Raw genomic sequence first — 20625 nt, forward strand, 5'->3', positions numbered from 1 at the left:
AAATCTCTGCCACAGCCGCTTGCGAAAGGCCTGCCATGCCGCGTGATCTGAGCCGCCTGTTCCGCCCCCGCTCCATCGCCGTCGTGGGCGGTGGGGCCTGGTGCGCCAATGTGATCGAGCAATGCCGCAAGATGGGCTTTGATGGCCCGATCTGGCCGGTGCACCCGACCAAACCCGAGATTGGCGGCCTGCCTGCCACGGCACGGCTCGAAGACCTGCCGGAACCGCCCGATGCCACCTTCATCGGCGTGAACCGCTATGTCACGGTCGAAACGGTGCAGCTTTTGTCCTCCATGGGCGCGGGTGGTGCGGTCTGTTTCGCCAGCGGTTTCCGCGAGGCCGAGGCCGAGACCGGCGACGGGGCCAGCCTGCAGGAGGCATTGCTGAAGGCGGCGGGCGAAATGCCGATTGTCGGGCCCAACTGCTACGGCTTTATCAACTATCTCGATGGGGCGCTTCTGTGGCCCGATCAGCATGGCGGACAGCGCGTCGACCGCGGCGTGGCATTGCTTACGCAAAGCTCCAACATGGCGATCAACATCACCATGCAGACCCGTGGCCTGCCGCTCGCCTATGTGGCGACCGCGGGCAATCAGGCGCAGGTCGGGCTGGCCGAGATCGGTCAGGTGCTGCTCGCTGATGAGCGGGTCACCGCGCTTGGCCTGCATATCGAGGGGATCGGCGATCTGCGCGCCTTCGAAGCCCTAGCCGAGACGGCGCGCGCGACTGGCAAACCCATTGTCGCCCTCAAGGCGGGCCGCTCCGAACAGGCCCAGAAAGCGGCCATTTCGCATACCGCCTCTCTCGCGGGTAGCGACGCGGGCGCGCGCGCCCTCTTCCGGCGGCTTGGCGTGGCCCAGGTCGAAAGCCTGACCACGCTCATGGAAACATTGAAACTGCTGCACCTCGCCGGGCCGCTCAAGGGCAACGGCGTCGCCTCCATGTCCTGTTCGGGCGGCGAGGCCAGCCTGATGGCCGATACCGGGCTTGACCATGACATCCGCTACCCGCCGCTCGGCCAGGACCAAATCACCGGGTTGCGCGCAGCCCTGGGGCCAATGGTGGCGCTGGCGAACCCGCTGGATTACCATACGTTCATCTGGACCGACACCGAGCGCATGGCGCAGACCTTCACCGCGATCATGGCCGGGCCCGAGATCGATATGGGCTGTATCCTCTGCGATTTCCCGCGCGAAGACCGTTGCAGCGCCGCCGATTGGGACAGTGTGATCGACGCCGCTGCGGCCACGACCCAGACCACGGGCAAACCGCTGGCGCTTCTGGCCACCATCCCCGATGCCTGCCCCGAACCTTTTTCCGAAAGGATCATCGCGGCAGGGCTCATTCCGCTTCTGGGCATCAATGACGCGCTGGCCGCCATCGCCGCCGCCGCATGGCTGGGGCGACCACGCCCGGCCCCTGCCCCGCTGCTGTTACCGGGTGAGGTCTCAGGGTCGCGGGTGCTGAGCGAAGCCAGCGCCAAGGCCGCCCTCGCACAGCATCGCCTGCCCATTCCCGCTGCCGCCCGCGCCGCCGGTCGCGACGACCTGCCCGCAGTGCTCGGCAGCATCCCCGCCCCTGTCGTGCTCAAATCCGAAGGTCTGGCGCACAAATCCGATCAGGGCGGGGTGGCGCTGGGTCTGACCTCTGCGGAGGAGGCTCTCACGGCTGCCGCCTCCATGCCTGGTGACAGCTTTCTCGTGGAGGAGATGATTGCCGGCGGCGTGGCCGAGCTTCTCGTCGGCGTGCTCAGCGATCCCGCTCATGGCTTCGTGCTGACCCTCGCGGCGGGCGGCGTGATGACGGAAATCCTGCAGGACAGCACATCGCTCCTGCTGCCCACCACCCCCGATGAGATCACCGCGGCCCTTGGCCGGCTGAACATCGCCCCCCTGTTGGCGGGCTACCGCGGCAAGCCCGGCGCCGATATGGCCGCCCTTGTCGAAGCGGTCCTCAGCGTGCAGTCTTATGTCACCGCCCACGCAGCGCATCTGCAGGAAGTGGAGATCAACCCGCTTATCTGCACCCCCACCCGTGCCGTCGCCGCCGACGCGCTGATCAGAACAGGAGAGCCCGCATGACCGACAGCCCCATCAAAACCGAGCGCCGCGGCCCCGTGCTCGAGGTGACCCTCGACCGCCCCAAGGCCAATGCCATCGACCTGCAAACGAGCCGGATCATGGGAGAGGTCTTCCGCGACTTCCGCGACGATCCGGACTTGCGGGTGGCCATCATCACCGGCGCGGGCGAGAAGTTCTTTTGCCCCGGCTGGGACCTCAAGGCCGCCGCTGACGGGGACGAGGTGGATGGCGATTACGGTGTCGGCGGCTTCGGCGGCATTCAGGAGATGCGCGCGATGAACAAGCCGATCATCGCCGCTGTCAACGGCATCTGCTGCGGTGGTGGGCTGGAATGGGCGCTTAGCGCCGATATTATCCTTGCCGCCGATCATGCCAGTTTCGCCCTGCCCGAAATCCGTTCCGGCACCGTGGCCGACGCCGCAAGCGTCAAGCTGCCCAAACGCATCCCCTATCATATCGCGATGGAAATGCTGCTGACCGGGCGCTGGATCGACGCCGAAGAGGCCGCCCGCTGGGGTATGATCAACCAGATCCATCCCGCCGCCGACCTGATGGCCAAGGCGCGCGAAATGGCCGATCACCTCGCCTCCGGTCCGCCCCTGGTTTATGCCGCGATAAAGGAAATCATACGAGAGGCCGAGGCGATGACCTTTCAGGATGCAATGAACCGGATCACCAAGCGCCAGTTCGGCACCGTCGATGTACTCTATTCCTCCGAAGATCAGCTTGAAGGCGCTCGCGCCTTTGCCGAGAAGCGCGACCCGGTCTGGAAGGGACGGTAACGGCCTGGCGCTGCTCATCGCGCTCTTGCGTGCGCGCCTCGCGAGGCTGGCACGCAAGGGTCAGACGAGCCCCCGCCGCACCAGATTGAGCCCCCCGAAAAGCAGCACGAACAGGGTAACCTTGCGAAAGGTCTCCTGATCGAACCGGTCGTGCAACTTGAAGCCAAGCGCCATACCCAAAAGCGCAGGTGGGACGAGAGAAGCGGTCAGCGGCAGCGTCTCGGCGCGCAGCACACCCGAACCGAGATGGGCCACCACCAGAACGAGCGACCCCAGCCCATAGATCACACCCTGCACCCTTATCTGCTCGGCCTTTTCCGTGTTCATCGCGGTCAGCATCGCCACGGTTGGCGGCCCCCAGATCCCCGACAGCCCCCCGAAAAACCCCGCAATCGCGCCGAAGACAGGCTCGGCCCGGCTGCGCGCGCCCGAAGACAGGCGAATCCGTATTCCGAGGATCTGCAACAGAACGAAAAGCGTAATGCTTATCCCCAGAAAGAGCAGCAACAACTGGCCTGGCAACCACGGAACAAGTTGGGCCGACAAAAGCATGATCGCACCGCCGGTAAGCAGAAACGCCCGGAACCGCAGGATCGAGGCCCAGGCGGCACGCGGCCCCTGCCGCAAGGCCTGCCACAGGTTCGTCACCAGTGTCGGCAGGATCATTCCGGCAATCGCCACCTCCGCCGAAGCGATCGTCGCCAGACCCGACACCATCACCATCGGCATCGCAAATCCGACAACACCCTTGATCACGCCGGCTGAAAAGCCGATGAACAGAGCCAGCGCCAGGGTTGCGCCCGTTTCGATGCCAAAGAACATATCCATGGCCTCTTGTAGCAGCGACGCATAGCGCGGGCATGTGCAAAATCAATGCGCAACTTTTGATAATATTTGTCGCATCTGCGGCATTATAGTTGCGCTGCACCTGCGAAATAGATAGAAGGCCGGGAACAGTTGAAGGATGTGATTCATGGCTCATGACGGACAGGATGCTGCAATGGCAAACACGGTGATCCTCGATGATCTGCTGTCGCTTACCGGTGCCGCCATTGCCCCGGTGGAAAGCGTGCTTGAGGCCGCCAAAGCCAGCGTCGGCCAGATGGTCACGGTGGATGGCCGCGTGTCGGGCGGCGCCATCGAAGCGCATCAAACAGCGGCCCACGGGCTGGCCTGGCTGGCCACTTACGTCGAATCGCTGCGGCAGATGCAGGCCTGGGCCGAGCGGCTCAAGGCCGATGGCAAATTCGGCGAGGTCGAAGAGCTCATTCACCAGATCGCCTTTGGCGAATACCTGCACCAGATTGCCGGTGGCATCCCGATGAACCAGGGCGAAATCCTGCGGCTCGCGGATATGGGCCTTGGCTGGGACGCACTGAGCGGCTTCCAGTGCCATGAGGTACAGACCCTGATGAGCAGTGGCAACACCCAGGCCGCGCGCTCCCGTCTGGTGGAACTGATGCAGGAGCGCAGCGCCGAGATCACTGTCGGCGCCTCCGGCCTCGACGAAGAGCTTGAGATGATCCGCGAACAGTTCCGCCGTTATGCCGTCGAAAAGGTGGAACCTGTGGCGCATGACTGGCACCTCAAGGACGAGTTGATTCCGATGGAGGTGATCGAGGAACTGGCCGAGATGGGCGTGTTCGGCCTGACCATTCCCGAGGAATTCGGCGGCTTCGGGCTCTCCAAGGCATCGATGGTGGTCGTGTCCGAAGAGCTCAGCCGGGGCTATATCGGTGTCGGGTCGCTCGGCACCCGGTCCGAGATCGCCGCCGAACTGATTCTCTGCGGCGGCACGGATGAACAAAAAGCCAATTGGCTGCCCAAACTGGCCAGTGCTGAAATCCTGCCCACGGCGGTCTTTACCGAACCCAACACAGGCTCGGATCTGGGATCGCTGCGGACCCGTGCGGTCAAAGAGGAAAACGGCGACTACCGCATCACCGGCAACAAGACCTGGATCACCCATGCCGCGCGCACCCATGTGATGACGCTGCTCGCGCGCACCGATCCCGACAGCAAGGACCACCGAGGCCTCAGCATGTTCCTCGCCGAGAAGACACCGGGCACGGATGAGGCCCCCTTCCCGACCGAGGGCATGTCAGGCGGCGAGATCGAGGTCCTGGGCTATCGCGGCATGAAGGAATACGAGCTCGGCTTCGATAATTTCCACGTGAAGGGCGAAAACCTGTTGGGCGGCGAAGAAGGCAAAGGCTTCAAACAGCTTATGGAAACCTTCGAAAGCGCCCGCATTCAGACCGCCGCGCGGGCGATCGGCGTGGCACAATCCGCGCTCGACGTGGCGATGCAATATGCCGTCGACCGCAAGCAATTCGGCAAGTCGCTGATCGAATTTCCGCGTGTTTCGGGCAAACTGGCCATGATGGCCGTGGAAATCATGATCGCCCGCCAGCTCACCTATTTCTCAGCCTGGGAAAAAGACCACGGCCACCGCTGCGACCTCGAGGCCGGCATGGCCAAGCTGCTGGGCGCGCGCGTGGCCTGGGCGGCGGCGGATAACGGACTGCAGATCCATGGCGGCAACGGCTTTGCCATGGAATACAAGATCAGCCGCATCCTGTGCGACGCGCGGATCCTCAACATCTTCGAGGGTGCGGCGGAAATCCAGGCCCAGGTGATCGCGCGCCGCCTCTTGGGGTAACTCCGTAGGGTGCGTGATTTCACGCACCCTCAAAGCTCGGTCTGCATCCTGTAGCCTTCATGAAAGAATTGCTGCACATGGGTAATGGCCTGACCGCCATCCCATGTGATCCGCGAGATCACAAAGATCGCGGCCCCCTGGCGCAGTGCCAGATGAGCGGCCACTTCCGCATCCGCATTCACTGCGGCAAACGAGATTTGCCCATGTGTGAAGCGCGCATGACGCACCAGCCATTCATTGGCGCTGATCGCCTCGAAATCCGTCTTAGCCGCCTCGGGAACCGTCGTCAGATTGATCCAGCGATCCTCAAACACGAACGGCGCGCCATCGGCCGTCTGCACCGACTTCACGTGCAGGAACCTGTGGCCTGCCCCGGCCTGCATCGCGCTGCGCACCTCTTCGGGCGGAGCGTGCTCGGCGATCTGCACAGCCGTATAGCCATAAACAGCGCCCTGTCCCTCGATCTCATACCTCAGCACCGGAATATCGAGGGTGGCCTTGCGCACCGGGTGCAGCGCCACGCGCGTGCCCGCCTTGCGCCGCCGCTCCAGAAGACCCGCCTCTGACAGGCTTTGCAGCGCCCGGTTCACCGTTGCGCGGGCACAGCCGAATTCCTCGGCCAGCGCCTGCTCATTGGGGATCATCTCCCCTGGCGCCCAGATCCGCGCATGAATCCGGCGCAGCACTTCGGCTTGCACAGCTTGCCAGGAGTTGACGTCAGACTTGGCCAATGGACCCCCATTTCGACAGGGTGATGACAGGGCGCCACCTTAACCCGCATCCCGCCGCCGCGGCAATTGCCCGGTTAAGCCGTTACGCCTCGAACGCAGCACCGCTTCGGATTGCCGCTATGGTGCGCAGGATCAGCATGCCAAGGATCACGCACAAAACGGCAAAAACGCCAAGACCAATCCCGCTATGCACCGGTGAACCCATGGCCCCGCCGTAAAGCAGGCTTGCCGTCGAGAGGGCGGCCACCGGAAAGCTGAGCGCCCAAAAGGACAGGCTGAACGGCACCCGAAGAATACGCGGCAGCTGCACCGCCACGATCAGCGCAAACAGAAACGCCACGTTCAACAGCAGACGCGCGAACAGGTCCACACCACCCACCAGCTGCGTCCACCCGACAAAGCCGATGGCGGGCGGGGCGATCAGGATCACCAGCGTCGGCATCAGCCGTTCGGGAAGAGGATCGTGAAAGATAAGCCGGTTCATCACCAGCGACAAAAGCGACACCCAGAAGATCAGCCCCGCCGCCATGAAGAAGGTGCTCAGCTCCACAAATCCAAGCGGCGCACCGGCAATCGGAGCGATGACATTGCCCACCACCGGGATGAACCAGGCAGGTGTGAGATGTCCATGCTGAAAGGCGCGGTGACTGATCCAGCCCGAAATCACCGAGATCGTCAGCACCAGTTGCAGAGCCACGGCGACAAGCCAGATCACACTGGCCGCGCCCTGTGAATACGGCAGAACGATCGCAGCGATCAGCAGCATGGAGATCGACATCGCCGGGAAGAAGGCCAGCTTCACCGGATGGTTCCACTCAGCGAGCACGGCCTCCCGGTGGCGCAGCAGTTTGACCAGATAGCCCAGCGCGACCACCGCAAATACCAGCGCAGTCAGCATAAACGCCCCGGTCGAAAGAAGGGCGGTCATGCCCAACTGTGCCTCGACCGCCCGCAGAGCGAGCGTGAACCCGGCCAGCCCCATGACAATGGTAAAGAACGCCACCGGCCAGGCGACGAGAATACGGCTCGGGGTGTTCGCACTCATGACAGCTCACCCGCGATGGTCACCGTAATCGGAGTGAGCCCGTCAACCTGTCCCTCAAGCCGACTGCCAGCCGCGACAGGTCCGACACCGGCCGGGGTGCCTGTATAGATCAGATCGCCCGCATCCAGCGCATAGAAACGCGACAGGTGGCTGATGATCTCGGGGACGGACCAGACCATATCGCTCAGCTTTGCCGATTGCACCTCAACCCCGTCATGCATCAGCCGGATCGCCTGATCACCGGGTTGACCGAACGCATCCGAGCGCGTGATCGGCGCGATGAGGGCTGCGTTGTCGAAATCCTTGCCGATATCCCAGGGACGGCGCTTATCCTTGGCCGCGGCCTGCAAATCGCGCCGGGTCAGATCGATCCCGCAGGCATAGCCAAAGACCACGCTCAAGGCATCGTCCTCGCCTATCTCCCGCGCGGAAGAACCCAGTGCGACGACAAGCTCCATTTCGTAATGACAGTCCCGCGTGCCCGCGGGATAGGGAATTTCCGAGCCGGAGAGGCACAGCGCATAAGCGGATTTTGTGAAGTAGAACGGGGCCTCACGGTCCACCTCATTGCCCATCTCGGCGGCATGAGCGGCATAGTTCCGTCCAACACAGAAAATCCGGCGCACGGCGAATCCCTGCCCCTCTGCCCCGTTGATCGGGATCAGGGGCGGCGGGGCAACGGGAAAGATCGGGACCAGGGTCATGAGGCGGCTCTTGTGGCTATAGCGTGGTGAAACGGCATTGGCGTGAGCGGTGCGATGTGTCAAGACGACGAGGCGCAACCGCTTTTCACCGGAGCCTGCAGGATGGCAGCCGCTGCCAGGACATACAAGCGATATGCCCTCTACGTCACGCCTGACGGCGCGCCGTGGGCACGGGTCGCGCAGGCATGGCTGGAGGCTGAGCTGAGCGACCTGCCCGCGTTGCCGCAACCGCTGTCGGAGATCACCGCGGCACCCCGCCGCTACGGGTTGCATGGCACCATTGTTCCGCCCTTCTTTCCTGCCTCACCCGACACCGGGCTCCCGGCCCTGCACGCGGCCGTAAAGCACTTCTGCGCCACTCACGAGCCGATCTGCACCACCGGCCTCAGGATCACCCAGCTCGGGCGTTTCCTTGCCCTGACCCCCGAAAAAGACAGCCCGGCATTGCGGCTTTTTGCCTCCGCCGCGCTTGAGCTTTGCGACCCGTTCCGCGCGCCTCTGTCCCAGGCCGATCTGCAGCACCACCTCGCCAAGGGGCTGAGCCCGGCGCAAGAGGCGCTTCTGCGCCGCTGGGGGTATCCTTATGTGCGCGATGCTTTCCGTTTTCACATCACACTGACATCCAGATTGCCCAAGCGCGATCTGCCCGCGATCCGTGCGCTGCTGGAGGCGCGTCTCGCACCGCTCCTGCCCGCACAGTGGTCAGTCGATCACCTGTCGCTCATGGGCGAAGACGCGGAGGGACGCTTTCATCTGATCGAGCGTTTCGCCCTTGGCTGCCAACCGGCTTAACCCTTGGCAAAACGCAGAAGCGCCGCGCCGGAAAGCGTCATCGCGGTGGCAAGCACCTTGATCAGGTTCAGCGGCTCCTTCAGGACCACCACACCGATCAGCAGCGCAAAGACAATGCTGGTCTCGCGCAAGGCGGTGACAAGCGCGATCGGCGCCTGAGTGAACGCATAGACGACCAGCGAATAGGCCACGAAGGACGCCCCTCCGCCCAGCACCAGGATACGCCAGTTGCGCACCGCAGGAGCAAGCACGCGCGGCCGGATCATGCCACACATGGCGGCGTAACAGATGGCGTTGATCCAGGCGAGCCAGGCATAAAACCCAAGCGCCGTCCCCGCGATCCGCGCGCCAATGCCATCGACCATGGAATATGCGGCGATGAACACCCCCGTCGCCAGCGCCAACCCGGCAGCCTGCCCCTGAAAAAGCCCGTCCGTGCTGCGTACAAGGCTGATACTGGCGATCCCGATGGCGATCATGGCGATGGACAGCATCTCCAGCCCGCTGAAGCTCGCCCCCAGCAAAAGCGCCGAAACTCCAGCCACGATCAGCGGGGCCACACCCCGGGCGATGGGATAGACCTGGGTCATATCCCCGCGCTCGTATGCCGCGACGAGAAACACCTGATAGCCGATATGCAAAACCACCCCACTAACAAGCCACGGCCAGCAGCCAGGATCGGGCAGCGGCGCGCCCGCGGCGATACAAAGCAGCCCGGCCAGACCCTGACCCAGCACCACCGCCGTCATCGACACGGTCTTGTCCGCCCCACCCTTGACCAGCGCGTTCCAGGTCGCATGCAGCAAGGCCGCCAGCAGAACGATGAGAAAAACCGTGGTGCTCATGTTGCTCGCCGCCCTTCCGCATAGCGCCTGAGTCGCTGCTCGAGCGTGCCGGTATGCAGCTCGAACAGGTGATTGTCCGGTCCGTAGAAATACAGGGACCGCCCCTCGCCTTCGACCCGTGGACGCGGCGGGCGCAGCTCCAGCCCTAGCGACAGAATGCGTGTCTGGCGATCATCAAACTCGTCTTCGTCGATCTGAAAAGCGATGTGGTTATAGCTGCGCTCTGTCAAAGGCGCGCCCTTCATCGTGGCCAGCCAGATGTCCCCCACCAGAAAAAACCGTTCCTCGGAAAGTGAGAACGTGTCTTTGCCGCTGTCATACACGCAACGGCCTTTCAGCACCGTTTCGACAAGCGCCTGCATTCGATCGAGATCGGCGGTGATCAGGGTAATATGCGACAGGCCCACGCTCATGACGCCCTCTCTTTAGGCTTGGCGCTCACCATAGAGGCAACAGTCCGGCCTTGACCATGGCAAAGCTTTGCCTGTGGCAAAACGGGGGATTGTCGGGCCTTCGGCACAGGCATAAGACGAGCCCATGAGCAGCCTCGCCAAACCCCGCCTCACCCAAGATACCTGGATCGACGCCGGCCTCGACGCCCTGGCCGAGCACGGGCCCGAGGCGCTGAAGGCGGAGCCGCTGGCGCGGCGTCTGGGCACCACAAAGGGCTCTTTCTACTGGCATTTCAAGGATGTGCCCGACTTTCACCGCGCACTGCTCGGACGTTGGGAAGCCGCGGCACAACCAGCCCTGCCCTCCGGCAGCGCTGTCATACAGCTCCGAGAGCTCGCTCAGGCGCTGGCCACGGCGGACCACTCGGAACCCGCGATTCGCGCCTGGGGCCGCAGCAACGCACAGGCCAAGGCCGCCCTGAAGCGCCTCGATATGGCGCGGTTGGAGCTTCTGGAGGATTTGCTGGCCCAGGTCGGCATTGGCAACCCGGAAATGGCCCGGATCCTTTATGCCACTGCGCTGGGAATGCGGGGAATGGAAAGCGACGCGCCAGGCCCCGACGCCATGGGAACACTGGTTGATCTGGTGCTGGCGCTGCGATGATACGCTCGGCACTTGCCGTTCTGCTCACGGTTCTTGCCCTGGCGGGGTGCCGGGCGGATGAAACCGTGACAGCCTATGGCGGGGCCGACAAGATCTGGCACCTTCAAAGCCTCGACGGCGACGCGTTCCAGGCCACTGCAACGCTCACCTTCCCCGAGCCGGGGCAAATCAGCGGTCAGGCGCCTTGCAACAGCTTCACCGCCACGCAATCGGCCCCTTATCCCTGGTTCACGACAGGCCCGGTCGCCTCGACACGCAGGGCTTGCCCCGCGCTGAAGGCCGAAACCGCCTTTCTCACCGCGCTCAGCGAGATGAGCCTCGTTGAGGTGCTGGGCGACACGATGATCCTGAGCAACGATGCCGGTCGGCAGATGGTGTTCAAAGCCGCTTCATGAACTGATCGACAAAGCGCTGCCGTGCTTCGGGCAGTGGTTTGTGTCCAAGCTCGGGCGCAAGCTGGGTATGCAGGAAATGCCCGGTCACGCGCAAACCCTCGGCAATCTCCTCATCCGGGGCCGGTCCCTGACCCAAAAGACAGGGCGGCAGGGGCAGCAGCCGGTCCGCCCAGTCACCTGCCCCAGCGCGCGATACCGCCCGCCCGGTGCGCGGCGAGATGTAGCTCAGATCGTTCGCCTTGGCCCCGTTCACCGCGCAGGCGCTCAGATCCAAGCCAAAGCCCATCTCTTCGAGAAGGGCCAACTCCCAGTTGAGATAGGCCAGAGGCCAGAGCTCAGCCTGCCCCAGCAGATCAAGCAATGTCTCGGTGCGCCGGTAGAGGCGCGGGTGCGCTTCGCGCTCGGGCAGTGCAAAGAGCAGAAGCGCCGTCACCGCGTTCAGGCCCGCAAGCGACAGACGGTCACCCAGCGACGCCGCGGCGCGTGAGCGCAGCGGTTCGGCCTGAAAGGTGCCGATATGCTCCTCCAGCCGCGCCCGCCACGCCAGATCGAGCTGCGCTCCCGGCTGCAGGACAGGGGCAAGTTTGCGCGAGGCCCCGCCCCGCACCACGCCTGCATGCCGCCCCCGCTCCGGCGTGAACACCTCGATAATGGCCGAGGTCTCGCCGTGGGAGCGGGCCGCAAGCAATATCCCCTGATCGCGCCATTCCATCGACAGAACTGTTCCCTCTGTTGCGTGCATCTCACACCAGCGCGCACCGCTTGCCAAGCCCAAGCCGCACACGCGGCGCCCAAGTTGCAGATCCCGATGGTGACAAACCCCTCCGCCATATGTTTGACTGTGCCCAGATTTGACAAACCTGATTGCGAGGCCCCCCATGACCCGATTGAAACACACCCTCTTTGCCGCCTTTTTTGCCTGCGGCCTTGGCCCCGCGGCGCAGGCCGGTGAAAATGTCATGGTGGTGTTTGACGGGTCCAATTCCATGTGGGGACAGATCGACGGGGTGGCCAAGATCGAGATCGCCCGCAATGTGATGGACAACCTTCTGGGCGACTGGACTGCGGAGCGCGATGTCGGCCTCATGGCCTATGGCCACCGCCGCCGGGGCGATTGCAGCGATATCCAGACCCTGGTCGAACCCGGGGCGGACAACCGCAGGGACATACTGGCACGGATCAACGCCATCACCCCCACCGGCAAGACACCGTTGACCGATGCAGTAGAGCAGGCCGCCATCGCGCTGTCTTACACGGACCGGCCCGCCACGGTCGTGCTGATCTCTGACGGGCTGGAAAGCTGCGAACGCGATCCCTGCGCCCTGGCCGAAGCGCTGGAACAGCGCGGTGTGGAGTTTACCGCGCATGTGGTCGGCTTTGGCCTTGGCGGCGACGAGGATACCGCCTCACTTTCCTGCATCGCCGAGAAAACCGGGGGGCAGTTCCTCTCCGCCTCGAATGCCGAGGAACTGGGCGCGGCCCTGAGCGCGGTCGGCACCGCCGTCGCCCGGACACCGGACCCCGAACCGGTTGTCGAACCCGAGCCCGAGCCGGAACCGGAATTGCCTGAGGTGACGGTCACCGGGCCAGAAACGGCCATCACCGGATCGGATTTCGCTGTAAGCTGGAGCCCGGTTCTGGGAAAGGATGACTATGTGAGCATCGTGCCCGCCGGGTCAGAGGATGGCACCTATGGCAATTACACCGTAACCCGCGACAAGACCGAAGGCAGTCTGCGCGCCCCCGCCGATGCGGGTCTTTATGAGTTGCGCTATGTCGACCGCAGCACGACCGCGACGCTCGGCGCGGCGCCGATCGAGATCGTTGAGCCCGAGATCACCATCTCCGCCCCCGAAGGGGTCATCACCGGCGCCGCATTCGAGGTCAGCTATACCGGCGCGGTGAACAAGGATGACTATGTCACCATCGTGCCCGTAGGCGCCGACGAGCGCAGCTATGGCAACTATCAGACCGTGCGCGACAAGAGCGAACGCACGCTCAGGGCCCCGGCAGAGCCCGGCCTTTACGAAGTCCGCTACATTCTGCGCGAAGGCAACAAAACCATGGCGCGCACATCCGTAGAGGTCACGCTGGCCGAGGTGACGATCTCGGGCCCGGCCTCGGTTCAGACCGGGCAGCCCTTCACCGTCAGCTATACCGGAGCCGTACACGAGGATGATTATGTGACCATTGTCCCCCTCGGGGCCGATGAGGGCAGCTATGGCAATTATCAGACCGTTCGCGACAGGACCGAGCGCGATCTCAAGGCCCCCGCAGAGCCCGGCATGTACGAGCTGCGGTATATCCTGCGCGAGGGCAACAAGACCATGGCAAGCGCGGCCATCGAAGTGACCGACGCGCAGGTGACGCTCACGGGCCCTGCAAGCGCCGTCACCGGAGCCGAGATAGATGTACGCTGGTCCGGCGCCGTGGCGCAGGATGACTATATCACCGTGGTGCCGATGGGGGCCGACGAGGGCGCGTTTGGCAACTATATCCTTGTCCGCGACAAGAGCGAAGGCGCGCTGCGCATGCCCGCCGAAACAGGGATGTATGAGCTGCGCTATGTTCTGCGGCAAGGGTCCAAGACGCTGGCCACGCACCCTATCGAAATCACCTTTCCCGAGGTCACGGTCAGCGGCCCGGCCACAGCCATCGCGGGTGCGGATATCCGCGTAAGCTGGACCGGGACAGTTTCGGAAAACGACTATATCAATATCGTGCCCGCCGGGGCGGATGAGGGGGCGTTCGGCAGCTATCAGCTGGTGCGCGACAAATCCGAGCTCAATCTGCAACTGCCGGGCGATCCCGGCCTTTACGAGCTCCGCTACGTGCTGCGTGAAGGATCAAGGACAATGGCAAGCCAGATGATCGAGGCCAAGCAAGCCGACGTCACTCTGGAGGCCGCCGACCAACTCCGCCTGGGCGACAAACTCCGCGTCAGCTGGTCCGGCACGGTGGGGGCGCGCGACTATATCAACCTTGTCCCCATGGGCAGCGACGAAGACGCCTTCGGAAGCTATTTCCAGGTGCGCGACAAGACGCAGAATGACATGAAATCGCCCGATGCCACCGGGCTCTACGAGCTTCGGTACATGCTCCATGCCAACAATCGTGTTCTGGCACGCAGGACGGTCGAAGTTCTGGCCGCCGATGCCGCGCTGAATGCCGGGGCCAGCCTGAGCGCACCGGAAAGCGCAGCACCGGGCGCTATGGTCGAGATCGGCTGGAGCGTGGACAGCGACAGCGCCGATCAGCGGATCACCATCGCCAACCCCGATCAGGCGATCTTTACCTGGATCCGGGCGGTCAAGACCTCCGAGGGTCCGCCGGTGCAGATGCAGATGCCTGACCAGCCGGGGACCTACGAACTCAGGTTCCTTGATGTCAGCAACCAGGCCGTGCTGGCGCGTCAGGTCATCACGATCGAATGACTTTGCAGGGTGGGCGGGCAGCCCAGTTTGCGGTCAATCGCTCAGCCCCTGCTCGTCAAGCAGGTGCCGCCCGGCGCGGTCCTCGACCTCGATCACCCAGAGATCGGGGTCAAAACTCTTTTGCCGGTCGATGGCCGCATCCACCTCCCGCTCCTCCCCAGTGGCGAGCTCGGCCCAGTTGCGCGCCTCTGACATCAGATCAAAGCTGCGCTGAAACGCCGTGGCCTGCCCGTCGAGCGTGTTGAGCTTCACCAGAACCGCGCCCGCCGTATCATCCCCATGCGCGGTGACAAAGGCCGGGATATCCTGAAGCCGCAGGCGGGTGAGATAGGCCTGCACCCAGAATTCGGAGGTCAGTCGCGCCATCGGCGCACCTCCATTTTGAGTATTTGGGGAACAATGAAAGGGCTAGGTCGCATCTTTGAAATCAAGCCCCATCTCGGTATAGCGCTCCGCCTCATCCAGCCAGCCGGGACGCACTTTCACCTGCAGGAAAAGATGGATGCGCCGACCCAGGAATTCTTCCAGCTCGGCGCGCGCGGCGGTGCTGACGGCTTTCACTGTCTCGCCCTTCTTGCCCAGCACGATGCCCTTGTGGCCGTCGCGCGTGACATAGATCACCTGGTCGATACGCGCGGATCCGTCCTTGCGCTCTTCCCAGTTCTCGGTCTCGACGGTCAGCTGATAGGGCAGTTCCTGATGCAGGCGCAGGGTCAGCTTTTCGCGGGTTATCTCGGCAGCGATCATCCTGAGCGGCAGATCGGCGATCTGATCCTCGGGATAGAGCCACGGCCCCTCGGGCAGCTCTGCCTCAAGCCAAGTGCGCAGCGCATCGACGCCGTGGCCTTTTTCGGCGGAGATCATGAAGGTCTCGGCAAACTCGAACCGCTCGTTCAGAGCCTTTGTCAGGCCCAGCAATTCCTCGGCCTGCACCCGGTCGATCTTGTTGATGGCAAGCGCCACCTTGCGGCCCTTGGTGACGTCGGCAAGCCCCTCCAGGATGCGCTCCACGCCCTCGGTGATGCCGCGATGCGCCTCCACCAGAAGGACGATCACATCCGCATCCGCCGCACCGCCCCAAGCCGCGGCGACCATCGCGCGGTCCAGCCTGCGGCGCGGTTTGAAAAGCCCGGGCGTGTCCACGAACACAAGCTGCGACTCACCCTCCAGCGCCACACCGCGGATGCGCGCGCGAGTGGTCTGAACCTTGTGGGTCACGATCGACACCTTCGCGCCCACCATCCGGTTCAGCAGCGTGGATTTTCCGGCGTTGGGCTCTCCGATCAGAGCGATGAAGCCTGCGCGTGTGGTCATGTTCGTCTCCGTCTCAATCGTCTACGGTCTGGTCAAGCAGGGCGCGCGCCGCCGCTTGCTCGGCCTGCCGTTTCGAGCCTGCCGTCGCCATCGCCGACAGCCCGCTGGAGAGCCGCGCCCGAATGGTGAATTGCGGCGCATGATCCGGGCCCGTGCGCGCCGTTTCCACGTAGTCAGGCGGCGGCAGCCCGCGCGCCTGCGCCCATTCCTGAAGCGCCGTCTTGGCGTCGCGCGCGTCGTCCTGCACATTATGCACCCGCGCGCCCCAGAGCCGCCGCACCAGATCGCGCGCCGCCGCAAAGCCCGCATCGCGATAGACGGCGGCTATCACCGCTTCCATCGCATCGCCAAGCAGCGCCTGTTTGCGCCGCCCGCCCGACATCATCTCGGACCGGCCGAGCTTCAGCACCTTGCCAAGGTCGATCTCGCGGGCAACCTCGGCGCAGGTCTCCTTGCGCACCAGCGCATTGAACCTCGGAGCCAGCTGGCCCTCGCTCGCCTCCGGATCCACTTCGAGAAGCGCCTCGGCCATCACCAGCCCAAGCACCCGGTCACCAAGAAACTCCAAGCGCTGGTTATCGCCCCGCGTGGCCGAGGACATGGACGCATGTGTGACCGCTCGCAGCAGCAGTTCCGGGTCGGCAAAGCTGTGGCCAAGCCGCGTTTCGAATGCCTTGAGATCCGCCGAGAGCTTCATTGCACCCCTTTCAGAAACCGGCCCTTGCGCCAGGTCCAGGCCTTGAGCAGATGCGTGCCTGACGAAGAGAAAAGCACCAGCGCCACTTTGCCGACAAGCTCGTCTCGCGGGATCATTCCCAGCCCTCCGGCGGTATGCGGCAGCCGCGAGTCGGCCGAGTTGTCCCGGTGATCCCCGATGAAATAGTAATACCCGTCGGGAATCGTGACCGGCGCGATATTGTCCGTGGCATGCGGGCTGATATCCAGCACGTCATAGCGGCGACCCCCGGGCAGCGCCTCGGTCAGTTGCGTCTTGATGCATGCCTCGTTTTCGTTCGGCTCATTGAGGCATCGCGGCATGATCCGCAGCGACCCTTGCGGCGCGAAGGCCTCGACAAACTCACGCGGCCTGTCCTGGGGTAGCGCGGCTCCGTTCAGAAAGACGACCCCGTCGCGCAGCTCGACGACATCACCCGGCATTCCGATCAGCCGCTTGATGAACTCCGCATCGCGATTGGGTTCACGAAACACCAGAATATCGCCGCGCTCGGGCTGATTTACCGGGATCACCGCAATGAAATCACCCACCAGCAGCGTAGGCTTCATCGACCCGGCCGGAATCCAGTAAGGGGCCCAGAAGGCCCGGGAAAGCAGCATCGCGCCAAAGGCCAGCGACACCGCGAAGCCAAGCCGCGAATAGCCTTTATCGGCGGCGGCGGTGAGGTCTCCACCCGGCTTGAAAGCGAGCAGGATGGTCAGGATCAGCCCGACGACCGGCAGGATCGCCACCCACATCAACCAGCCCGACCAGCCCACGTCCCGCAGGCGGCGGCGGGTATGTCCTAGCCAGATCGGGAAGATCATCGTCAGCGCAACGAAAACCGCTGTATTGCCCCCGGAGAAGTTGCGCGTGACCGGGATCAGGGACGCAAGGCCAATTGCGGCAACACTGACGAGGATATAGGGCAAGCGCCCGGTGGTGCCTGACCAGTCGAAACCGCGCCGGATCAGGTTGGAGGCGGTGCTATTGCGCGCGGGCGTGTTCACTCAAGCCCCTTGAAGAAGCGGTCGCCCCGCCAGGTCCAGAAAAACAGCATCGAGCGCCCCGAGGAGGAAAAGATCACCCGCCCGGCCCGCCCGATCAGGTTTTCATAGGGGACGAACCCAACCCCGCCCACGGTCTGGGGAAAGCGGCTGTCGGTTGAATTGTCACGGTTGTCACCCATGAAGAAGTAATGCCCCTCCGGCACGGTAAAGACACCGGTTGAATCCGAACGCTGCGTGGTGATGTTCAGGGTCACATAGCTACGCCCGCCGGGCAAGGTTTCCCGATGGCGCGACTTGAGGCACGCGGCCCCCTCACCCACCACGCCGTTTTCACAACGCGGGCGCCGTTGCATCGGTCCCTGGGCGGCGAATTCCTCTTCGAACGTGCCGGCATCCTCCACCTTCACCGCTTCGCCGTTGAGGTGAAGCACACCGTCCTTCATCTGCACGGTATCGCCCGGCAGGCCGATCACGCGCTTGATGAAATCCGAGCCGTTCACCGGATGCCGGAAAACGATGATATCGCCACGCTCGGGCTCGCCCCCCATGATCCGGGTGTTGTCGCCGTCCATCCAGCCACAGATATCCTTGGCATCAATGTCGATGCCCAGCCGCTGGATGCGGACCGACGGACAAGAGGCATAGGAGTAGCCATAGACGAACTTGTTGACGAAGAGAAAATCACCAATCAGCAGCGTGTCTTTCATCGACCCCGAGGGGATCCAGAAGGGCTGAAACAGGATCGTGCGGAAAATGCCGGCGATCACGAGCGCCCAGAAGACCGTTTTGATCGTCTCCCAGATGGCACTGCTTTTCTTGACGTCCGATGACATGCATCACTCCGCTTATCGTCGATGGGTTCGGGGTTACATGAGGGGTGGCTTGGGGGGTGTCAAGCCGTGGCGTCCGCGCGCGGGGCAATTGGGCGGGCTTCGATCACGACGAAAGCCTGCGCCCAGGGGTGATCGTCTGTGAGCGTGACATGGATGATTGCCTCATGGCCCTCCGGCGTCATCTCCGCCAACCGCTCGGCGGCCCATCCGGTCACATGCATGACGGGCTGGCCGGAGCGCAGATTGCTCACCGCCATGTCCTTCCAGGAAATCCCCATCCTGAGCCCGGTGCCCAGCGCCTTGGAACACGCCTCCTTAGCGGCCCAGCGCTTGGCATAGGTGCCGGGCGTGTCTGCCCGGCGCTCGGCCTTGGCCTGTTCGACCTCGGTGAAGACCCGGTTGCGGAACCGGTCGCCAAACCGTTCCAGCGTCCCGGCAATGCGCTCGATATTGGCCAGGTCCGTACCGATACCGAGGATCATCGGGCCACCCGTCTGGTCAGGCCGCTATCGCGTCGGATCGCGCGGAAGTGGAGGGAAGGCGCACGCATCTGTCTCAAGCCCAGCCCCTATTGAAGCGCCGTCGCGATGGCGCCGGTGGCCTGGTTGAGAGTGAAACCCAGGCTTCGCGGAACAACATTACCGCCTGTCCCCATCACGCCGACCTCCATGCCGAAGATCAGGCCGACCGCCGGGTCATAGCCCGCCGTCAGGCTTGTGAAATCCGCCTGGGCAAAGCCCATCCCCTGCCCCAGTCCCAGGGTCCGGCATTGCCGCCCGCCCACCTCATCATAGGGCGGCGACAGGATCAGCAGGTGAAACGCGCCCGCCGCGGGCTCGATCACGTCCAAAAGGGCCAGTCGCACCGCACCATTGGCAAAGGTCCGGCTATGTGCCTCCCACGGCTCGACAATGGCATCGGCCCGCGCGATCCAGTCGCATGGCCGCACCTCTTGCGCCGCGACCGGAGCGGCGAGACCCGCGAGAAGGAGGGCAAGCACCCTCATTCCGCCTCTCCCCGATTGCGCATCAGGCTGAGCTGATTGCCCGCGCCCAGCCCCGCAAAGAAGCGATTGCAGATCAGATATCCGCCCGCATAGAGCCCCAGAAGGATCAGGAATTGCTGGCCCAGGAGGGGCGCAATGGCAAGCTTGTCAAACTCCGGCGCGAACCCGCTCGCGCCATAGGCCAGCGCCACGTTAAGCACCACGGCCACCCCGGTGGCAATCCATGTGAAACCCCAGATCTCGCTGCTGTCGGGCTTGCGTTTCTGCGCCTTGGCGAATTGCTGACCTTCGATCAGGGCAGCGATCATCGCAGGCACCATCAGCTGCGCCGAGGAACCAAGGACCGTATCAAGATTGGTGTTGAGCGCCCGGACCGCCAGCGCCGCGCCAAGGGCGACCACCAGAAAGACCAATCCGTAGCGGATGTAATTCATATGGCTGACCGGTATTCCGGGCCGCGCGCCTCGTCCATCAGACTGCGCATGTGACGGATGGCGGGCTCCAGACCCATGAAGATTGCCTCACCAATCAGGAAATGCCCGATATTGAGCTCCATCACCTGCGGGAAGGCCGCGATCGGCTGCACGCAATCATAGGTCAGCCCGTGACCCGCATGCACCTCCAGCCCCAGCGAATGGGCAAACTGCGCCATTTCCTTCAATGCCGCATATTCGCGGTCGCGCTCCTCAAATCGGCCTTCGGCATGGGCGTCGCAATAGGCGCCGGTATGCAGCTCGATCACCTCGGCCCCGATCCGGTGCGCCGCTTCGATCTGGCGCTTGTCGGCGGCAATGAAAATCGACACCCGGCAGCCAGCTTCGCGCAGGGGGGCAATGAAATGCGCCAGCCGGTTCTCCTCGCGCGCCACTTCCAGCCCGCCTTCGGTGGTGCGCTCCTCGCGCTTTTCCGGCACGATGCAGACCGCGTGCGGCTTGTGGCGCAGGGCAATCCGCTGCATTTCCTCGGTTGCGGCCATCTCGAAGTTGAGCGGCACCGAAAGCGCCTGCATCAGCCCGTCGATATCTGCATCCGTAATATGACGCCGGTCCTCGCGCAGATGCGCGGTGATCCCGTCGGCCCCCGCCTCTTCGGCCAGCTTGGCGGCCCTGACCGGATCGGGATAGGCCCCGCCACGCGCATTGCGCACGGTCGCCACGTGGTCGATATTCACCCCAAGGCGCAGTTTCCCTGACATAATTCAGCTCCTTTGCAGACCGCAC

At 63.8% G+C, this 20625-nt stretch carries 23 protein-coding genes; 7 read left to right on the plus strand and 16 right to left on the minus strand.

Going from position 1 to position 20625, the window contains the following annotated elements; translation table 11 throughout:
* The first annotated feature begins 35 nt into the window (after positions 1-35).
* On the plus strand, positions 36-2081 hold the full coding sequence (locus tag EI983_RS14450) for an acetate--CoA ligase family protein (RefSeq protein WP_157708065.1): 2046 nt from the start codon (positions 36-38) through the stop codon (positions 2079-2081).
* Positions 2078-2863, plus strand: a complete 786-nt coding sequence (locus tag EI983_RS14455) for a carnitinyl-CoA dehydratase (protein ID WP_157708066.1) — start codon at positions 2078-2080, stop codon at positions 2861-2863. Before EI983_RS14450 ends, EI983_RS14455 begins: the two co-directional genes overlap by 4 nt.
* A gap of 60 nt (positions 2864-2923) precedes the next feature.
* Here EI983_RS14455 and EI983_RS14460 read toward each other — a convergent pair whose 3' ends face one another.
* Positions 2924-3691, minus strand: coding sequence for a sulfite exporter TauE/SafE family protein (locus tag EI983_RS14460; RefSeq protein WP_157708067.1), 768 nt, complete (start codon positions 3689-3691; stop codon positions 2924-2926).
* Positions 3692-3836: 145 nt separating this feature from the next.
* On the opposite strand from EI983_RS14460, the gene EI983_RS14465 reads away from it, so the two are divergent.
* On the plus strand, positions 3837-5525 hold the full coding sequence (locus EI983_RS14465) for an acyl-CoA dehydrogenase family protein (RefSeq protein ID WP_157708068.1): 1689 nt from the start codon (positions 3837-3839) through the stop codon (positions 5523-5525).
* Between the two features lie 29 nt (positions 5526-5554).
* On the opposite strand, the gene EI983_RS14470 is transcribed toward EI983_RS14465, so the two are convergent.
* The 3 genes from EI983_RS14470 to EI983_RS14480 all read right to left on the minus strand — a co-directional run bounded on the left by EI983_RS14470 (position 5555) and on the right by EI983_RS14480 (position 8005).
* Positions 5555-6256: a histidine utilization transcriptional repressor HutC gene (locus EI983_RS14470; RefSeq protein ID WP_157708069.1), complete on the minus strand. Its 702-nt coding sequence runs from the start codon at positions 6254-6256 to the stop codon at positions 5555-5557.
* A gap of 82 nt (positions 6257-6338) precedes the next feature.
* Positions 6339-7301 carry an SLAC1 anion channel family protein gene (locus EI983_RS14475; RefSeq protein WP_157708070.1) on the minus strand — a complete coding sequence of 321 codons (963 nt, stop codon included), beginning with the start codon at positions 7299-7301 and terminating at the stop codon, positions 6339-6341.
* Positions 7298-8005, minus strand: a complete 708-nt coding sequence (locus EI983_RS14480) for a fumarylacetoacetate hydrolase family protein (RefSeq protein WP_157708071.1) — start codon at positions 8003-8005, stop codon at positions 7298-7300. Before EI983_RS14480 ends, EI983_RS14475 begins: the two co-directional genes overlap by 4 nt.
* 102 nt (positions 8006-8107) lie before the next feature.
* On the opposite strand from EI983_RS14480, the gene EI983_RS14485 reads away from it, so the two are divergent.
* Complete coding sequence (locus EI983_RS14485) at positions 8108-8797, plus strand: DUF1045 domain-containing protein (protein ID WP_157708072.1); 690 nt, start codon at positions 8108-8110, stop codon at positions 8795-8797.
* Here EI983_RS14485 and EI983_RS14490 read toward each other — a convergent pair.
* A complete protein-coding gene (locus EI983_RS14490; protein ID WP_157708073.1) occupies positions 8794-9642 on the minus strand; it encodes a DMT family transporter in 849 nt (282 codons plus the stop codon). The genes EI983_RS14485 and EI983_RS14490 overlap by 4 nt on opposite strands.
* Entirely contained in the window at positions 9639-10055 is a 417-nt protein-coding gene (gene fosX, locus EI983_RS14495; RefSeq protein WP_157708074.1) for a FosX/FosE/FosI family fosfomycin resistance hydrolase, read from the minus strand. The genes EI983_RS14490 and fosX overlap by 4 nt, the downstream gene beginning before the upstream one ends.
* 124 nt (positions 10056-10179) lie before the next feature.
* On the opposite strand from fosX, the gene EI983_RS14500 reads away from it, so the two are divergent.
* Both EI983_RS14500 and EI983_RS14505 read left to right on the plus strand, forming a co-directional pair.
* Positions 10180-10698 carry a TetR/AcrR family transcriptional regulator gene (locus EI983_RS14500; protein WP_157708075.1) on the plus strand — a complete coding sequence of 173 codons (519 nt, stop codon included), beginning with the start codon at positions 10180-10182 and terminating at the stop codon, positions 10696-10698.
* The gene (locus EI983_RS14505) at positions 10695-11093 is read left to right on the plus strand and encodes an META domain-containing protein (protein ID WP_157708076.1); all 399 of its coding nucleotides are present in this window, start codon (positions 10695-10697) and stop codon (positions 11091-11093) included. The genes EI983_RS14500 and EI983_RS14505 overlap by 4 nt, the downstream gene beginning before the upstream one ends.
* Here the strand turns inward: EI983_RS14505 and recO are convergent.
* A complete protein-coding gene (gene recO / locus EI983_RS14510; protein WP_157709109.1) occupies positions 11077-11805 on the minus strand; it encodes a DNA repair protein RecO in 729 nt (242 codons plus the stop codon). The genes EI983_RS14505 and recO overlap by 17 nt on opposite strands.
* A gap of 166 nt (positions 11806-11971) precedes the next feature.
* Here recO and EI983_RS14515 point away from each other — a divergent pair, with 166 nt between their 5' ends.
* Complete coding sequence (locus EI983_RS14515; RefSeq protein ID WP_157708077.1) at positions 11972-14527, plus strand: vWA domain-containing protein; 2556 nt, start codon at positions 11972-11974, stop codon at positions 14525-14527.
* A gap of 33 nt (positions 14528-14560) precedes the next feature.
* Here the strand turns inward: EI983_RS14515 and EI983_RS14520 are convergent, their stop codons facing one another.
* The 9 genes from EI983_RS14520 to EI983_RS14560 form a co-directional block, all read right to left on the minus strand.
* A complete protein-coding gene (locus EI983_RS14520) occupies positions 14561-14893 on the minus strand; it encodes a DUF1491 family protein (RefSeq protein ID WP_157708078.1) in 333 nt (110 codons plus the stop codon).
* A gap of 42 nt (positions 14894-14935) precedes the next feature.
* The gene (gene era / locus EI983_RS14525) at positions 14936-15841 is read right to left on the minus strand and encodes a GTPase Era (protein ID WP_157708079.1); all 906 of its coding nucleotides are present in this window, start codon (positions 15839-15841) and stop codon (positions 14936-14938) included.
* Positions 15842-15854: 13 nt separating this feature from the next.
* A complete protein-coding gene (gene rnc, locus EI983_RS14530; RefSeq protein WP_157708080.1) occupies positions 15855-16538 on the minus strand; it encodes a ribonuclease III in 684 nt (227 codons plus the stop codon).
* Positions 16535-17566: a signal peptidase I gene (lepB, locus tag EI983_RS14535; RefSeq protein ID WP_157708081.1), complete on the minus strand. Its 1032-nt coding sequence runs from the start codon at positions 17564-17566 to the stop codon at positions 16535-16537. Before lepB (EI983_RS14535) ends, rnc begins: the two co-directional genes overlap by 4 nt.
* Positions 17563-18399 carry a signal peptidase I gene (lepB, locus tag EI983_RS14540; RefSeq protein ID WP_157708082.1) on the minus strand — a complete coding sequence of 279 codons (837 nt, stop codon included), beginning with the start codon at positions 18397-18399 and terminating at the stop codon, positions 17563-17565. The genes lepB (EI983_RS14535) and lepB (EI983_RS14540) overlap by 4 nt, the downstream gene beginning before the upstream one ends.
* A gap of 59 nt (positions 18400-18458) precedes the next feature.
* A complete protein-coding gene (acpS, locus tag EI983_RS14545) occupies positions 18459-18881 on the minus strand; it encodes a holo-ACP synthase (protein ID WP_157708083.1) in 423 nt (140 codons plus the stop codon).
* Positions 18882-18967: 86 nt separating this feature from the next.
* Positions 18968-19405 (minus strand): hypothetical protein, encoded by a 438-nt coding sequence (locus EI983_RS14550; protein WP_157708084.1) that lies wholly within the window; start codon positions 19403-19405, stop codon positions 18968-18970.
* Complete coding sequence (locus tag EI983_RS14555) at positions 19402-19839, minus strand: ABZJ_00895 family protein (RefSeq protein WP_157708085.1); 438 nt, start codon at positions 19837-19839, stop codon at positions 19402-19404. The genes EI983_RS14550 and EI983_RS14555 overlap by 4 nt, the downstream gene beginning before the upstream one ends.
* Positions 19836-20600 (minus strand): pyridoxine 5'-phosphate synthase, encoded by a 765-nt coding sequence (locus tag EI983_RS14560; RefSeq protein ID WP_157708086.1) that lies wholly within the window; start codon positions 20598-20600, stop codon positions 19836-19838. Before EI983_RS14560 ends, EI983_RS14555 begins: the two co-directional genes overlap by 4 nt.
* Positions 20601-20625 lie beyond the last annotated feature (25 nt).

It is taken from the genome of Roseovarius faecimaris (assembly GCF_009762325.1).
GTDB classification, from domain to species: domain Bacteria; phylum Pseudomonadota; class Alphaproteobacteria; order Rhodobacterales; family Rhodobacteraceae; genus Roseovarius; species Roseovarius faecimaris.

Bases quoted from the DNA above. Each gene is read 5' to 3' on its own strand.
- EI983_RS14450 (WP_157708065.1), top strand. From the start codon at position 36: ATGCCGCGTGATCTGAGCCGCCTGTTCCGCCCCCGCTCCATCGCCGTC.
- EI983_RS14455 (WP_157708066.1), top strand. From the start codon at position 2,078: ATGACCGACAGCCCCATCAAAACCGAGCGCCGCGGCCCCGTGCTCGAG.
- EI983_RS14460 (WP_157708067.1), bottom strand. From the start codon at position 3,691: ATGGATATGTTCTTTGGCATCGAAACGGGCGCAACCCTGGCGCTGGCT.
- EI983_RS14465 (WP_157708068.1), top strand. From the start codon at position 3,837: ATGGCTCATGACGGACAGGATGCTGCAATGGCAAACACGGTGATCCTC.
- EI983_RS14475 (WP_157708070.1), bottom strand. From the start codon at position 7,301: ATGAGTGCGAACACCCCGAGCCGTATTCTCGTCGCCTGGCCGGTGGCG.
- EI983_RS14480 (WP_157708071.1), bottom strand. From the start codon at position 8,005: ATGACCCTGGTCCCGATCTTTCCCGTTGCCCCGCCGCCCCTGATCCCG.
- EI983_RS14485 (WP_157708072.1), top strand. From the start codon at position 8,108: ATGGCAGCCGCTGCCAGGACATACAAGCGATATGCCCTCTACGTCACG.
- EI983_RS14490 (WP_157708073.1), bottom strand. From the start codon at position 9,642: ATGAGCACCACGGTTTTTCTCATCGTTCTGCTGGCGGCCTTGCTGCAT.
- fosX (WP_157708074.1), bottom strand. From the start codon at position 10,055: ATGAGCGTGGGCCTGTCGCATATTACCCTGATCACCGCCGATCTCGAT.
- EI983_RS14500 (WP_157708075.1), top strand. From the start codon at position 10,180: ATGAGCAGCCTCGCCAAACCCCGCCTCACCCAAGATACCTGGATCGAC.
- EI983_RS14505 (WP_157708076.1), top strand. From the start codon at position 10,695: ATGATACGCTCGGCACTTGCCGTTCTGCTCACGGTTCTTGCCCTGGCG.
- recO (WP_157709109.1), bottom strand. From the start codon at position 11,805: ATGGAATGGCGCGATCAGGGGATATTGCTTGCGGCCCGCTCCCACGGC.
- EI983_RS14515 (WP_157708077.1), top strand. From the start codon at position 11,972: ATGACCCGATTGAAACACACCCTCTTTGCCGCCTTTTTTGCCTGCGGC.
- EI983_RS14520 (WP_157708078.1), bottom strand. From the start codon at position 14,893: ATGGCGCGACTGACCTCCGAATTCTGGGTGCAGGCCTATCTCACCCGC.
- era (WP_157708079.1), bottom strand. From the start codon at position 15,841: ATGACCACACGCGCAGGCTTCATCGCTCTGATCGGAGAGCCCAACGCC.
- rnc (WP_157708080.1), bottom strand. From the start codon at position 16,538: ATGAAGCTCTCGGCGGATCTCAAGGCATTCGAAACGCGGCTTGGCCAC.
- lepB (WP_157708082.1), bottom strand. From the start codon at position 18,399: ATGTCATCGGACGTCAAGAAAAGCAGTGCCATCTGGGAGACGATCAAA.
- acpS (WP_157708083.1), bottom strand. From the start codon at position 18,881: ATGATCCTCGGTATCGGTACGGACCTGGCCAATATCGAGCGCATTGCC.
- EI983_RS14550 (WP_157708084.1), bottom strand. From the start codon at position 19,405: ATGAGGGTGCTTGCCCTCCTTCTCGCGGGTCTCGCCGCTCCGGTCGCG.
- EI983_RS14555 (WP_157708085.1), bottom strand. From the start codon at position 19,839: ATGAATTACATCCGCTACGGATTGGTCTTTCTGGTGGTCGCCCTTGGC.
- EI983_RS14560 (WP_157708086.1), bottom strand. From the start codon at position 20,600: ATGTCAGGGAAACTGCGCCTTGGGGTGAATATCGACCACGTGGCGACC.